The sequence below is a fragment of the Sorangium aterium genome (assembly GCF_028368935.1).
GTDB lineage: Bacteria > Myxococcota_A > Polyangia > Polyangiales > Polyangiaceae > Sorangium > Sorangium atrum.
Map to the genome: position 1 here is coordinate 2324993 of NZ_JAQNDK010000001.1, position 12946 is coordinate 2337938.

The following is a 12946-nucleotide window of genomic DNA, read 5'->3' on the forward strand; positions in this document are numbered from 1 at the left end:
AGGCTCCCGCAGCGGAGTCCACGCGAGCGGCGGGCTCGACGTTCGGCCCAGGCATGCTCACCCCTCCGGTGCCACCGGCAGCCCGAGCAGCCGACCGATCGCCTCGTGAACGACCCGGGCCGCCACCGCATCTCCGAGGGCGACGGCGCGGCTCAGGGTGCTGGCGAGCGAGGCGACCACGGCTTCCCGAGGCGACGGCTCGGTCAGGGCAAGCTCCCCAGGCCCGGCGTTTGACATTTGGGCCCGGGTTGGGCCCATGCCGTCCGAGGGGGTGCGATCCGTCATCACACGCTGCCAAAATCCCGGGGCAGGCGACGGCTCGCACCGGTTCGCCCCCGCGGAACAGTCCCGCCAGAAACACCGGTGGATGGCGAGCGGTTGCTGGAAACAGTAGCGATTCTCATGGCTTCCGCCTGTTTCGCCGCCGAGGGCGGCTCTGGTGTGGCCCAACGGGGCGCCCTCCGCCGTCGCGTCGCCCGCGGTGAAGGGCCCGCGGCATCACCGATCGGGGTCGGCGCCTGGCCTGGCGGCGCAGCGCCGCGGGATTCTCCTTCGCTCGCCGCCCTGTTGTCGGGCCCCTCGATGCGCTGCCGCCTGTTTCGGGATCGTGCCTGCGTGCCCGCACTCTGCCAGCCCAACGTTGAATTGACCTGCGGCGCGAAGCGCCGTCAGGTCCAATTCTGTGTTGGGCGGTGCCTGGTCGCGCATCATGGGATCAGACATCCGAGAGCCGCCTCTTGCCGGGCTGAGAGCCGCCGCTCGCCGCAGCAGCGGTCGTGGTCGCGCCGTACCTCTCCGCCATGGCGCCGCCAGGTCCCGCCGGCTTTCGTCCCGCTGAATTCCCCGCGGAGCACGAGCGGCCCGTGTTTCGCTTGCAGCCGCCGGGATTCTCACCCAAGCGGAGTCTCGGCCGCTGTCGGCGCGTCCAAGGACCTTGCGGCCAGCGCCGCACGCGTGCGCGCCTCGCGAACCGCATCAGACCGTGTTGTATGGCCTTGTTCAGGAGCACCTCGCGACCTACGTCGCGCACGCAGCGCGCACGTACGCGGCCCCGCTCTCGAAGTGCGTTGTCGCCGCCTTCGATGGCTACCTCGCCTGTGGCGATCTCGCGCGAGGTTTCGTCCGATGTCACTGCGATGGCTGCGGTCACGATGTGCTCGTCGCCTTCTCATGCAAGCTCCGCGGCCCCTGCCCCAGCTGCGCCTCGCGCCGGATGTGCGATGAGGCGGCGACGCTCGTCTATCGTATCTTGCCCAACGTGCCCGTCAGGCAGTGGGTCATGTCGCTTCCGTTTGAGCTGCGTGCGCTTGCGGCCAAAAGGTCCGACGTCCTCGCGGCGATGGAGCGCATCTTCGCGGAGGAGATCGCCCGCGTGACCACGCGGCTCGCGAGCATCGCCGGCGCACGGACGGGCTCGGTCGGGTTCCCTCAGAGATTCGGCTCGAGCTTGAACGTTCACGTCCATTTTCACACGCTGGCAATCGACGGCGTTTTCGAGAAGACCGCCGCTGGCAATCGACGGCGTTTTCGAGAAGACCGCCATGGGCGTGCGCTTCCACGATGCGCCGCCGCCTTCAAGAGAGCGACGCTTCTCCGCGGCGTGCGACGGGTTCGACGTGCATTGCGCGGTGCGCATCGCAGCGGATGACGGCGGTCGACGACCCGCGCGCGAGAGGCTCGTGCGGTACTGCTCCCGCCCGGCCTTCGCACTCGCTCGAATCGAGCTCCTGCCCGATGGGCGTATAGCGTACTTGCTGAAGACACCTCGGCGGGGACGCACTCACCGCGTCATGAGTCCAATGGAGTTCATGGCCCGGCTCGCGGCTTTGATTCCTCCGCCGAAGATCCCGCTTGTGAGATACCATGGCGTGTTCGCGCCTCGCTCGTCGTGGCGCTCTCTCGTGACACCCAAACCTCCGGCCCGCGCCGCGAAGTCTGAGCCGTGCGCGGGGCACGCGCCTCTGCCCGCCGCGCCCGCGCCCGCATCGCCCGCGCCCGCGTCGCCGTGCGCTCCGCCGGCGCTCTCAGCGAGGTCGCTCGCGCATGCCGAGCCCACGGTGCGAGTCGAGCCGACCCTGATCTCGGTCTTGCACTGGGGGCGGCTGCTCGAAGGGGAGTTGTTCGCAACGTCGCGCTACGTCGAGTGGGCCGTGCTCATGAAGCGTTCGTTCGGCTTCGATGCGCTCCGCTGCCCGAAATGCGAACGGAGGATGCGCGTGCTTTCCACGATCACCGACTCAGCGGTGGTGCGCCGCATCCTCGATCATCTGAACTTGCCCTCACAGCCCCGAACGGCAGCACCCGCGCGCGATCCAACGTGGGAACCGATGGCGTTCGGGTTCGACGCGGCGTAGGTGGGCACCCGGCCCGAGCCCGTCATGGCGAACGCACGTCGCGGTCCGTCGAGCCAGAGCTGCACCCAATGCACGGCGCGCGGGCCCTGCGACGGGGCGAGCGGGTGTTTGATGCGCGATAGACGGCTCGCCAGGCGCCGTTCCCGCGGGGCTTGACACGGGCGAGAGCTCTATCGTTTCCTATCCGCTTAGATGGCTGTTCCGCAGGAGTAGCCGCTCCGCGGAGCGGCGACACGGCAACCCACAGCCAAGCGCATGTCAACCATCGCATGCAGCGTGGCTGTACGATTGGACGGCCGCTACGAGAGGAGCTTGACTTTCGGATCGAGTTTGGATTTCCTAGCCTATCGAGAGGATTGGAGGAAGGCATGCAGCACGCAGGGGGCGCGGCCCCGGACATCGGCCCCGCGACCCCGGACATCGGCGCCGCGGCCCCAGACATCGGCGCCGCGACCCTGAAGCGGGTCACCCGTGGCCTGATGCCGCTCTTCTGCCTCATGTACCTGATCGCGTACATCGACCGGCAGAACGTCTCCTATGCCAAGCTGGAGATGGTGGGCGCCCTGGGCCTCACCGAAGCCGCATACGGCCTCGGCGCCTCGCTGTTCTTCCTCGGCTACTTCCTGTTCGAGGCGCCGGCCAACCTGATCCTCGTCCGCGTCGGCGCCGGGGTCTGGTTCAGCCGGATCATGGGCACCTGGGGCCTCGTCACCATCGCGCTGGGGTTCACCCAGAGCCCGGCCATGTTCTTCGTCCTGCGCTTCCTGCTGGGCGTGACGGAGGCCGGCTTCTTCCCGGGCGTGCTCTACGTCCTGACCCTCTGGTACCCGCATGCGCACCGCGCCCGCATGATCGGCGCCTTCATGATGGCCAGCGCCCTGGCCAACGCGGTGGGCTCGGTCGTCGGCGGCGCGCTGCTCGATCTCAACGGCCTCCTGGGACTGGCTGGCTGGCAGTGGGTGTTCGTGGCCACCGGCGCTCCCGCCGTCCTGCTCGCGCCCTACGTCCTCTGGCGCCTGCCGAGCCACCCCGAGCAGGCCCGCTTCCTCACCCCCGACCAGAAGGCCTGGCTCGCCAGGACCCTCGCCGCGGAGCCCCGCCAACAGGCGGAAGGCTCCCCCTGGCGGGCCTTGCTGGACATACGAGTGATGGCGCTCGCCGGCCTGTATGTCGGCTTGCCGCTCGGCGCTTACGGCCTCAGCTACTGGCTGCCCACCCTCGTGAAGGGCTTCGGCGCCTCGAACATCCAGAACGGCTTCATCAACGTCATCCCCTGGGTCTTCGTCGCCTTGGCGCTCTGGTGGGTGCCGCGCCATGCCGCCCGCAACGGCGTCAGCGCCTGGCACATCTCCGGCCCCATGCTGCTGGGCGCCGTCACCCTGGTGCTGAGCGTGGTCGTGCCGGGCGCAGCGCCCAAGTTCGCCCTGCTGTGCGTCGCCGCCGCCGCCATCTTCGCCGGCCAGCCGGTGTTCTGGAGCGTGCCCCAGAAGCTCCTCGCGGGCCCGCACGCCGCCGCTGGCATCGCCGCCATCAACTCGGTGGGCAACCTCGGCGGCTTCGTGGCCCAGAACGTGGTGCCGCGCATCTACGACGCGACCGGCAGCCAGCTCGCCCCCATGCTGTTTCTGGCCGGCTGCCTGCTCATCGCCGGCGTCAGCATCCGGGTGCTCGTCCCCCGGCTGGCAGGCTGGTAGGGCGCCGGCGGATCAGGCCTGGCGGCCGCAGGCCGCCGCCAGCATCCGCAACTTCTACCCAGCGTCCGCAAGGCCAGCGAGCGAATGTCGCGTGGCAGTGCAGTGGGCTCCGTCCGCGTGGCGGAGAGAGCGCTGACCTCGCCCGCGTCGCGCGGACGGTTCATGACGCAGTGATGGTGGTGCCGTGCGCCTGGGCAGGCCAAGCCGATAACCACGGTCCTGCACCGCAAACTCGCCCGGAAGGAGCCTCGACCAACACGCGCCCTGCGCGGACGCGCGTGGCGAGGTGTCGCCTGGCCCTTTCCCGTTCGCTTCACGCGGTGCAGGACTTCTACGCACACCCGAACTGGGTCGAGCTCGGCGACGACGTCCTCGTGGACCAGTCGCTCACCGTCACGAGGAGCTCAACAAAGACAAGAGCACCTTGCCCGGTCGCACGGCGCAGCATCGAGCGGAGAAGCCGCTCGCGATCCGACAGACACGCCATGAGTGGTGCCGACTCGATCAGCTCGCTCACGATGCGTGGGCGATGCTGGAGCCCCTGTCCGCGCAGGATCCGGAGCAGAAGGTCTGCCCATCATCGCAAGCGGGCAAGCCGCCGCCCCGCCGGACGTCCCCGTGCTCGTGGCGTCGGAGCTCGCTGGATCGAAGTCCGGGTTCTCGGGGCTGCACGCGACAGGCAGACACAGCGTGCTCATCAGGAAAAGCTCTTCATGATGAGCATTGTACACCGAGGCACTGCGCCCCTGCAGAGGGAAGTCCTCGCGTCGCGGTGCGTGGTTGCGCACAGCAGGAAAACGGCGCGATCCGATGCGGTTCGAGCGAAGGACGACCGGGGTTGCCGGCATCCACCCGGTAACCGTCGAACGGCGGCGCAGGAGCCAGCCGAGCCTCGAGAATCGCCGATGTCCGCCGTGCGGGGACCGCGAGCGGTGCTATGGTGCGCCGCACCCCGTGGTCCCCGACATGCTCCGAGCGTGACGGCTCCTCTCGGGGCGCTTCATGTCTTACACAGGGAGATCAGATTCATGCGACAGTCTTATTTTACTCTTGCAAGAGTGTTGTGTGTCGCGGGGGCGGCCCTGGCCGCCTCGGCCTGTGGAGGCGACGAGGGCGCTTATTCCGATCCGGCTCCTGACATCGAGCGCGCCGGCACGGGATCGCTGCTAGCTAGAGGACGCCTTCGACTCCCCGCCGTCCGGCGCGGGCTCGCCGGGTGACGAAGGATCCCCCGGAGGCAACGCGAGCGGGACCTGCCAGCTGCCCGACGGTCCGCGCTCGTTCGACGAGCTCAAGGGCCCGCCCGGAAGCCTGGCAGCCGATTGCGTTCCCACGTGGACCGGGGAGCAGCTGAGCTCCGGGTTCGCCGCGATCCGCGACAGCCGGCTGCTCACCGTGCCGGAGCAAGCCGAGTTTCTGCGGCGGATTCCCTGGCTCGCGGCCGACAACGGCTGCGAGGAGCGGGCCGAGGCAGCGGTCTACTTCTTCCACCAATGGGACTATCCGACGCCCTACTTTGCCAGAGTCAGGGCAAAGCCGCGCAAGCGGCTGGTCTTCCAGACAACCAACGAGCCGTCTCGAACCGTGACGTGGTCCCACCACGTCGCGCCCGTGGTCCGGGTCGGTGGACAGCTCATGATCCTGGACGTCGCCATCGATTTTGGCGATCGAGCATTGCGTAGAATTGCTTGGCAGCGGGACTGGTAGTTGCATCGCCGCACTCAGAACCACGCAACGTCAACGTTGGCGATTCGCAGTGGCCGGTACCTTCCCATACAAGCCAAAACGCAAGAGTATCGTTCTAGAGAGCGCGCAAGGTTCGCGCTTTACGGACCAACCCACAGAGCCATGTAAACGTCGTCAAGATACTCGTTTGGACCGATCTTCAGCCGCCTCGTCTTACGCCCCTCTTCGACGAACCCGAGTGATCGATAAAGCGCGATCGCGGGCTCGTTCGACGAGCGCACCTGAAGCTCGACTTTTTCAACGCGCGGGTTTGACCGCGCCCAGCGCAAGAGCGAGTTCATGAGGGCTCTGCCAACGCCTTGGCGTTGATGGCCTTCGTGAACGGCGATCATCAGCCTGACGACGTGCGACGTCGCGGCAAGTGAGAGCGGTTCCAAGAACGCATGCCCGACGACCGTGCCCGCGTGTTCGGCGACGAGATAGATGCCGCCGCAGCGATCGTCGAGCTCGACTATCTTCTTTCGAAGGTCGTCGTCGACGATTTCGTCGGGCATCGAGGCGAGCTTCCCCGGAACGCTCGCGATCGCGCGCTCGGCTGCCGCGAGCAGCGGCGCGTCCTCCGGCCGTGCTTCTCGGATCAAAGGCACATCGAACCCCATGACGTTCTCTTATCACTCGACGGGGCCGGTTGCAGACGCCGTCACGCGGAGAGCTCGTCCGCTCGCAGCACATCGCGAGGTCAGGAGCCCGTCGCTAGAATGCCGAAGCCTTGCATGCCGAAGCCATGCCCGTGCGCCAGCAGACACCGCCCGGCGGAGACCGGCGCGCCGCCGTCCCCGGCGCGCCCGGTCGGCTCGCCTGCCTGAGGTCCCCGTGATCCGGGCCGCTCGCCCCGAGGAGGCTGAGCTCCTCGGCGCGCTCGCCCTCCGCTCCAAGGTGCACTGGGGCTACACGCGCGAGTTCATGGAGGCGTGCCGCGCGGAGCTCTCGATCTCGCCGGCGTACGTGGCGCGGCATCCGACCTTCGTCCTGGTGCGCGGAGACGATCGGCCGCCATCTCCGACAGTGCCGGCCAAGGCCAAGACAGTTCGGTTTCCGCGGATCTCCGCACCTGTCCTATCCGGGCGCCTCGTCAATGCGGCTTGCTACCGTCGGCGCGACCTTTCTCTCCCCTCCGGTGCTGGCACCAGGCCGAGCAGCCGACCGATCGCCTCGTGAACGATCCGCGCCGCGTCCTCATCCCCAAGGGCGACGGCGCGGTTCAGGGGGCCGGCGAGCGAGGCAACCACGAGGGCCCGAGGCGACGCGTCGGCCGACGCGAGCTTCCCAGGATCGAGGCTCGCCGGTTGGGCCCGGGTTGGGCCCAACCCCACCGACGGGCAGCGATCCGTCGTCACGCCTCCCGTGGGCCCCCGGGTCGAGTACCTCTTCGCCGATTCCATCACGTCGCTGACCCAGGACGAGTCGGGCGTCGACGTCACGTTCCTCAAGGCTGCGCCTCGCCGCCTCGAGCTGGTGGTTGGCTTCCAGTCAGATGCCGGCCCCGCGCACCAGAAGGACCATCCCCGTCCCCATCACGGCGGCGCCGGCATAGCGCAGCCCCCGCGACAGGGACTCTCGACCGGCGGCGAGCTCGCCGAGGACGAGACCGCACAGATGAAGCACGGTCGTGCTCAGCAGAAAGCCCATGGCATACAGCGCCGGGCTGACCGCATGAGGCATCTCCAGGCCGTGGGCATGTCCGTGAAAGACACCGAACATCGCCACGCATCCGGAGAGCAGGAACGGTGAGGAGCCACGGGTCGTGGTGACGATGCCGAGACCGAGCGCCGCGACCGACGCCGCGATGCAAAGCTCGCCCAGGCGCATGGGCCATCGCGCCATCCCCAGGAGGCCACCGACCAGCATCGCGGCGACGAACGTGGCGGGGATCCGGAGGAGGTGCTTTCCGCCGAGCTGCGAGCTGACGACACCGACGCTCACCATCGCGAGCAGGTGGTCCGCGCCGAACACGGGATGGAAGAGGCCCTTCAGAAATCCCGCATCGGCGCCGCCCGGGTGCGCCCAGCTCACGGAGGGCCACGAGACGAGCATGGCGACGAGCAGGGCGCGCGCGCCGGGACAAGAAGCCCATCCCATCGTGTTTTGGATCGTGGATTTCATGAAGCGCCTCTCCTCGTCAGGCGTTCGCCACGCGCGCTGCCGTCGATGCAGGATCGCTGTGGAAGAGCTTGTAGGCGAGCGCCGCGAGCAAGAGCTCGGTACCTGCGATGAGCACGTTCGGGTAGAGCGGGATGCCAGCGACGACCGGGAGCGGCACGTCGGGTCCCGCGAGCAGGCTGGTCCCCGGGATGAGCCACGTAATGTAGAAGAAGGGCGTCCAGATGATGACGACGATCCAGGCCGCCACGTTGAACCCGACCTGCGGCTCCATGGACCGCCGCCACACCATCCACAATCCGACGATCGTCACGCCACACAGGATGAGCAGCATGAGGGCGTCATGAAAGCGCGCATGCTCATGCCATGCAGGGTTGAACAGGTGGGTTTTATTCCAGTCCACGCCGACAGCGACGGTGGCGCCGCTCGCCAGAACGAACGTGAGAACGACTCTTCCCAGGGTACTTCGGTTCATGGTGATAGGCTCCTGACTCTCGTTTGGTTGAAATAGCCCGATTCCCTCATCGGCGCAGCCACCCTGCGTTGAAATTCATAGTAACTTGCTTCTTCGCGGTCTGGATCGCTTCGCGCGGCGATGCGGTGGAGCTGATGATGTTCCCGGGGATGAGCACGATCTCGGGAGCGTCGACGCGCCCTGCCGCGCTGGCGTCATTGAGCCGGCGGGCACGATCGATCCGCTGTGACGAGCCACCCATTTCCCGCACACCGGTGACTCCGTTGGCTATCAGCATTGCCAGTAGGTGGCGGGCGCGTCGGCCAGGAAGACCATAGCCGCCCATTCACAAGAATAACAATATATTGATCCAATCGATCGATTTGATCTGCTGATTGATCCATGGTACGGTCGAATGTCGTGGACCTACGACACCTTCGCTATTTTCTGGCCGTCGCCGAAGAACGCCATTTTGGCCGCGCCGCGCAGCGACTGCACATCGTTCAGCCGGCGCTGAGCATGCAGATTCGGGCGCTCGAAAGCGAGATCGGCGGCGCGCTGTTCGTGCGGACGAGTCGGCGCGTGGAGCTGACCGAAGCCGGCGCATTGCTGGTCGTCGAGGCGCAGCGGGCGGTCGCGCAGGCGGAGCGGGCCAAGGCGATCGTCCAGCAATCGCTGCGCGGCGACATCGGCAAAGTTCGCATCGGTTACGCGGGCAACGCGATCCTCACTGGCAAGATGACGGACCACCTGCGAGCGTTCCGCAAAGCCCATCCTGCCGCGGAGATCGAGCTGCGCGAGATGCCACCTTCGAGGCAGGCGGAAGCCGTGTTGACCGGCGAGGTTGACGTCGGCTACTGCCCGGCGTTCGCTCTCAAGGTAGATCCGCGGTTGAGCGTCCAACCGATCGGCGCTTGGCCGCTGGTGGTCGCGATGGCAGAGGAGCACACGCTCGCGGCGCACAGGCGCGTGACGCCGAAGATGCTCGCCGGAGAGCCGCTCATCATGTTCCCATCGGAAGAGGCCGGTGGCGACGTGCTGAAGAGATTGATTCTCTTGATAGGACGCGAGCCGCGCCGGGTCCACCGCGCCGACACCACCTTGAGCATGCTGTCGTTGGCCGGCGCAGGCCTGGGCGTGGCGCTGGCTCCAAAACCGCTGATTCAGGTGAAGGTTCCCCGCATCGTCTATCGTCCGTTCGTCGCCCCGAAGAACGTCTTCGCCGAGCTGCACCTGATCGGCCGCGCTGACGAGACCGCCGGCGCTGTACGCGCCTTCGTGAAGCTAGCATCCGGCTCCTCGGATCGGGCCACCTCACGGTCGTAAGCTTCCTTTCGTCGATGTCGTCATGCACGCACAGAATGGACACCCTCGGCTACCGATGGGCCGACCTCCACGCTGCTGCGGGCTGTCTTCGCAGGCCCCGCCGCGCGAACGCGTCGAGAGGAGGCTCGGGTCGGTGCAATCGGCATCATGGGTCCAGGCGCCGCTTCGGCTGCCTCATTCCATCCAGGGGGTGCGATCCGTCGTCACGCTCTCCCCAAATCCCCGGGGAAGCGACGGATCGCGACGGTTCAGCGCCGCAAAACAGTCCCGCCAGAGAAGCCGGGCGATGACGAGCGGCCACCGGAAACAGTAGATATTTCATCGTTTTCGCCTGTTGCGCGCAGAGGGCGGCTCCGGTGTGGCCCAACGGGGCGCCCTCCTCCGTCGCGTCGCCTGCGGTGAAGGGCCCGCCGCATCACCGATCGGAGTCGGCGACTGGCCTGGCGGCGCAGCACCGCGATCACGGTGCGGGTGAGGCCACGCGCGGCCAGGCCCTCGTCCAGCGCGGACCAGCAGCGGGTCGCCCCGGGCGTGGCTGCTCTTCTCCTCGTCGCTGGTGGTGGCGAAGAGCAGGCCCCGGGTCGTCAGGAGCACAATCGGCGACCGCCACGTGGGCCCCGAGCCGAGGGCTCCCAGCCGGTGTCCGCCCGCGCGAGCCCCAGCGCGGCGCGCGCGACGCTGCTCGCGTTGACCCCCGCGAAGCCGAGCACCAGCGGCCAGGCGAGCCACGGCGGGAGCGGCAACCCCCCGCGGCCACAGCGCGAACAGGCTCCCGCCGAGCATCACGACCCCGAGGCCGAGCGCGACGACCAGCGCCGTCCTGCCGGGCGGAGCAGAATCGGCATCACCTCAGAATAGACCGCGTCCGAGGACGGTCGCCTCGAAGGAGCCCGTGACCGGCGCTCCCGACTCCGTCGAGGCCTCGTCGAAGTGGATCTTGCCGTCGCCGAACAAGCCCGTGAGCACCGGCTCCGACTGCGTGTAATCAAGCGCGAACGCCATGACCGATTGCCAGTCGTACGGGCCCTCTTTTCCGGCGGCGAAGACTTCCGGGTCCACGAAAAACACGAGGGCGCGCACCGTCCCGTCGGGGAAGCTCCCGACGACCGTCACCTGGGCGCGGCCGCTCGTGATGGACTCGACCCCTGGCTCGGAGCCTTCATAGCCCGCCGCGGAGCCGACGGTCCGGGCCGATTGCGGGTCATCCGCAGGGAACGCGGCGTCGAACGTCCCCGTCCCCGCGGCGAAGGGATCCGGCTCGGTGAGCGACCCCCACGTCGTCGAGAACGTGCCCTTCACGGTCCCGACCGTCGTCAGGCACGCGGTGGCGGGCTGCGGGAACGTCCACGCGGGGGGCGTCGGCGCGATCTCGGCGGTGATCGTGGCGCGGCGCCCGCTCACGAAGCTCCGTATCGCGTCGGTCGCCCCCCTCACGGCCGCCGCGTCCGCGCGCACGTACGGCGCGAGGAGCTCCTCCATCCGGTCGATCTCGAGGAGCAGCGCGTCCTCATTCCAGGCCGTCTCGAGGAGGTCCATCATCGCCTCGGCATAGGCAGCGCGGAGCTCCGGGGTCTGGTAGAGCCGGTTCGCGATGGCGCCCTTTGCCGAGACCGACTGCGGCCGCCCTGGCGGGCCGAGCGGGTCGTCCGCGTCGAATGACATGTCGGGGCCCCACGGCAAGAAGGACATCTTCCCGGACGCCGGGTCGAAATACACGAAGTGGTTGTTCGTGTTGCCCGCGTAGCCGTCCCACGCGCCGATCAGCGACTCGGTGGCCCAGTACCGCCGGAAGGTCTCGATATCCAGGACCGCGCCGAGCGTCGCGTCGAGCTCGGCGTCGCTGGCCAGGAGCGCGGCGGAGACCGCGTCGAGCTCGCTCAGGTCGGGGTCGTCCTCGTTGGTCTTCTTTTGGTACGTGGCGGTCCATCCGTCGCGGAAGTCGCTGACCTGGCCCTCGTAGAGGTCGCCGCTCGCGTCCGTGAAATGGCGCTCGAGGAGGCGCTTCCCGACCGGCTCCACGTGCGCGTAGATGCCGAGGTCCTGCCCGTTGACGGTCACGTGGGCGAAGTTGCAGCGCGAGGCGGGCAGGCCGGCGTCGCGGAAGACCTTGAACGCGAGGCACGTCTTGATCAGCGAGGGATCCTGACGGGCGTTGTTGAGGGTCATCCCTTCGAGGCCGGCGTACTCGCGCCCGTCCACGTATTCGTCGAAGCTCACCTTGAGCGACGGCTTCGACAGGCTGGCGGAACCGAGGAAGCCCTTCTTGCGGACGGACGACATCTCGAGCGTGGTGCCGTCGACGGTGACGGTCGCGGGGAACTGGGTGTAAGGGCTCCTCTTGGGGCCCTCCATGCAGCCCTCGCCGATCACCTCCGAGACGTCGCGGGACTGGCGGCGGAGCGTCTCCCAGTCCTCGGGCGCCAGGGTGATTCCCACCTCGATGACGTGGTCGGGATCGAACATGGCGTCGCTCGGATCGGGATCGGGTGTGTCGGGGCCGCCGCCGTCGCCGGACGGGCCGCCGCCGCCGGAGGGGCCGCCGCCGTCGCCGGGGGGGCCACCGCCGGAGGAGGCGTCGGGGGTTTCGCCGGGCGTCTGCGGCGGGTCGGAGCCGCACGCGGACGCGCCGAGGGCCAGCGCCAACGCCATCACCGAGAGCATGCTGCGTGCACGAACGAGCGTGGTTGTGTGTTTCCGTCCCATGAGACAAGCGTCTAGCACGTCCGGCCGCCTCCGCGGGGCCGCCTGACACGCGATCTTGCGCCATGAGCGGCGCTGCGCGATGCATCTCGCGATGCAATGCGTCGAGGTGCTCACCCGTGACGGCATGGCCGAGATCACGCTGAACCGACCCAAGGTCAACGCCATGAACCAGGCGTTGCTCCGTGAGATGACCGACGTCTTCGGGCGGCTCGCGCAGGACGACGCCGTGAGCGGCGTTCTCGTCCGCGGCACCGGACAGTACCTGTCCGCGGGGCTCGATTTGCACGAGCTCGCATCGCTCGATCGGGAGAGGCTCTCAAGCTTCCTCGACGATTTCGACGCCGCCTTCGGCGCGGCGTTCCGCTTCCCGGAGGGGGTGCGATCCGTCGTCTCGCTCCCCCCAGATCCCCGGGGAAGCGACGGTTCACGACGGTTGGCCCCCGCGGAACAGTCCCGCCAGAGAAACCGGTCGATAGCGCGTGGTCGCTGGAAACAGCAGCGATTTTCGTAGTTTCCGCCTGCTTCGCCGCCGAGGGCGGCTCCGGTGTGGCCCAACGCGGCGCCCTCTT

The 12946-nt window shown here is 68.2% G+C and carries 13 protein-coding genes; 7 read left to right on the forward strand and 6 right to left on the reverse strand.

Annotation, left to right across the window (positions count from 1 at the left end):
- Window positions 1–57: 57 nt before the first annotated feature.
- Window positions 58–237 (reverse strand): hypothetical protein, encoded by a 180-nt coding sequence (locus POL72_RS08270; RefSeq protein ID WP_272094490.1) that lies wholly within the window; start codon window positions 235–237, stop codon window positions 58–60.
- Between the two features lie 745 nt (window positions 238–982).
- Here POL72_RS08270 and POL72_RS52215 point away from each other — a divergent pair.
- From POL72_RS52215 to POL72_RS08295, 5 genes are all read left to right on the forward strand, one after another.
- Window positions 983–1648: a transposase zinc-binding domain-containing protein gene (locus POL72_RS52215; RefSeq protein ID WP_506377472.1), complete on the forward strand. Its 666-nt coding sequence runs from the start codon at window positions 983–985 to the stop codon at window positions 1646–1648.
- Window positions 1542–2354 carry a transposase gene (locus POL72_RS52220; protein ID WP_276596399.1) on the forward strand — a complete coding sequence of 271 codons (813 nt, stop codon included), beginning with the start codon at window positions 1542–1544 and terminating at the stop codon, window positions 2352–2354. Before POL72_RS52215 ends, POL72_RS52220 begins: the two co-directional genes overlap by 107 nt.
- 368 nt (window positions 2355–2722) lie before the next feature.
- Window positions 2723–4048, forward strand: coding sequence for an MFS transporter (locus tag POL72_RS08290; RefSeq protein WP_272094492.1), 1326 nt, complete (start codon window positions 2723–2725; stop codon window positions 4046–4048).
- Between the two features lie 173 nt (window positions 4049–4221).
- Window positions 4222–5268 carry a hypothetical protein gene (locus tag POL72_RS52130; RefSeq protein ID WP_444547635.1) on the forward strand — a complete coding sequence of 349 codons (1047 nt, stop codon included), beginning with the start codon at window positions 4222–4224 and terminating at the stop codon, window positions 5266–5268.
- A 175-nt stretch (window positions 5269–5443) separates the two neighbouring features.
- A complete protein-coding gene (locus tag POL72_RS08295) occupies window positions 5444–5755 on the forward strand; it encodes a protein-glutamine glutaminase family protein (protein WP_272094493.1) in 312 nt (103 codons plus the stop codon).
- 119 nt (window positions 5756–5874) lie between these two features.
- Here POL72_RS08295 and POL72_RS08300 read toward each other — a convergent pair whose 3' ends face one another.
- The 4 genes from POL72_RS08300 to POL72_RS08315 all read right to left on the reverse strand — a co-directional run bounded on the left by POL72_RS08300 (window position 5875) and on the right by POL72_RS08315 (window position 8646).
- Complete coding sequence (locus tag POL72_RS08300; RefSeq protein ID WP_272094494.1) at window positions 5875–6393, reverse strand: GNAT family N-acetyltransferase; 519 nt, start codon at window positions 6391–6393, stop codon at window positions 5875–5877.
- Between the two features lie 871 nt (window positions 6394–7264).
- Window positions 7265–7897, reverse strand: coding sequence for a HupE/UreJ family protein (locus POL72_RS08305; protein ID WP_272094495.1), 633 nt, complete (start codon window positions 7895–7897; stop codon window positions 7265–7267).
- 16 nt (window positions 7898–7913) lie between these two features.
- Window positions 7914–8369 carry a DUF6640 family protein gene (locus POL72_RS08310; RefSeq protein ID WP_272094496.1) on the reverse strand — a complete coding sequence of 152 codons (456 nt, stop codon included), beginning with the start codon at window positions 8367–8369 and terminating at the stop codon, window positions 7914–7916.
- Between the two features lie 46 nt (window positions 8370–8415).
- On the reverse strand, window positions 8416–8646 hold the full coding sequence (locus POL72_RS08315; RefSeq protein WP_272094497.1) for a hypothetical protein: 231 nt from the start codon (window positions 8644–8646) through the stop codon (window positions 8416–8418).
- A gap of 104 nt (window positions 8647–8750) precedes the next feature.
- Between POL72_RS08315 and POL72_RS08320 the strand changes: the two genes are divergently transcribed.
- On the forward strand, window positions 8751–9674 hold the full coding sequence (locus POL72_RS08320; RefSeq protein ID WP_272094498.1) for a LysR substrate-binding domain-containing protein: 924 nt from the start codon (window positions 8751–8753) through the stop codon (window positions 9672–9674).
- Window positions 9675–10523: 849 nt separating this feature from the next.
- Here the strand turns inward: POL72_RS08320 and POL72_RS08325 are convergent.
- A complete protein-coding gene (locus POL72_RS08325; protein WP_272094499.1) occupies window positions 10524–12377 on the reverse strand; it encodes a CotH kinase family protein in 1854 nt (617 codons plus the stop codon).
- Window positions 12378–12432: 55 nt separating this feature from the next.
- Between POL72_RS08325 and POL72_RS08330 the strand changes: the two genes are divergently transcribed.
- Window positions 12433–12888: an enoyl-CoA hydratase/isomerase family protein gene (locus tag POL72_RS08330; protein ID WP_272094500.1), complete on the forward strand. Its 456-nt coding sequence runs from the start codon at window positions 12433–12435 to the stop codon at window positions 12886–12888.
- Window positions 12889–12946: the final 58 nt, after the last annotated feature.

Excerpts from the sequence above, each read along its gene's own strand:
- POL72_RS08270 (WP_272094490.1), bottom strand. The coding sequence starts at position 237 with ATGTCAAACGCCGGGCCTGGGGAGCTTGCCCTGACCGAGCCGTCGCCT.
- POL72_RS52220 (WP_276596399.1), top strand. The coding sequence starts at position 1,542 with ATGGGCGTGCGCTTCCACGATGCGCCGCCGCCTTCAAGAGAGCGACGC.
- POL72_RS08290 (WP_272094492.1), top strand. The coding sequence starts at position 2,723 with ATGCAGCACGCAGGGGGCGCGGCCCCGGACATCGGCCCCGCGACCCCG.
- POL72_RS52130 (WP_444547635.1), top strand. The coding sequence starts at position 4,222 with ATGGTGGTGCCGTGCGCCTGGGCAGGCCAAGCCGATAACCACGGTCCT.
- POL72_RS08300 (WP_272094494.1), bottom strand. The coding sequence starts at position 6,393 with ATGGGGTTCGATGTGCCTTTGATCCGAGAAGCACGGCCGGAGGACGCG.
- POL72_RS08305 (WP_272094495.1), bottom strand. The coding sequence starts at position 7,897 with ATGAAATCCACGATCCAAAACACGATGGGATGGGCTTCTTGTCCCGGC.
- POL72_RS08310 (WP_272094496.1), bottom strand. The coding sequence starts at position 8,369 with ATGAACCGAAGTACCCTGGGAAGAGTCGTTCTCACGTTCGTTCTGGCG.
- POL72_RS08315 (WP_272094497.1), bottom strand. The coding sequence starts at position 8,646 with ATGCTGATAGCCAACGGAGTCACCGGTGTGCGGGAAATGGGTGGCTCG.
- POL72_RS08320 (WP_272094498.1), top strand. The coding sequence starts at position 8,751 with ATGGTACGGTCGAATGTCGTGGACCTACGACACCTTCGCTATTTTCTG.
- POL72_RS08325 (WP_272094499.1), bottom strand. The coding sequence starts at position 12,377 with ATGGGACGGAAACACACAACCACGCTCGTTCGTGCACGCAGCATGCTC.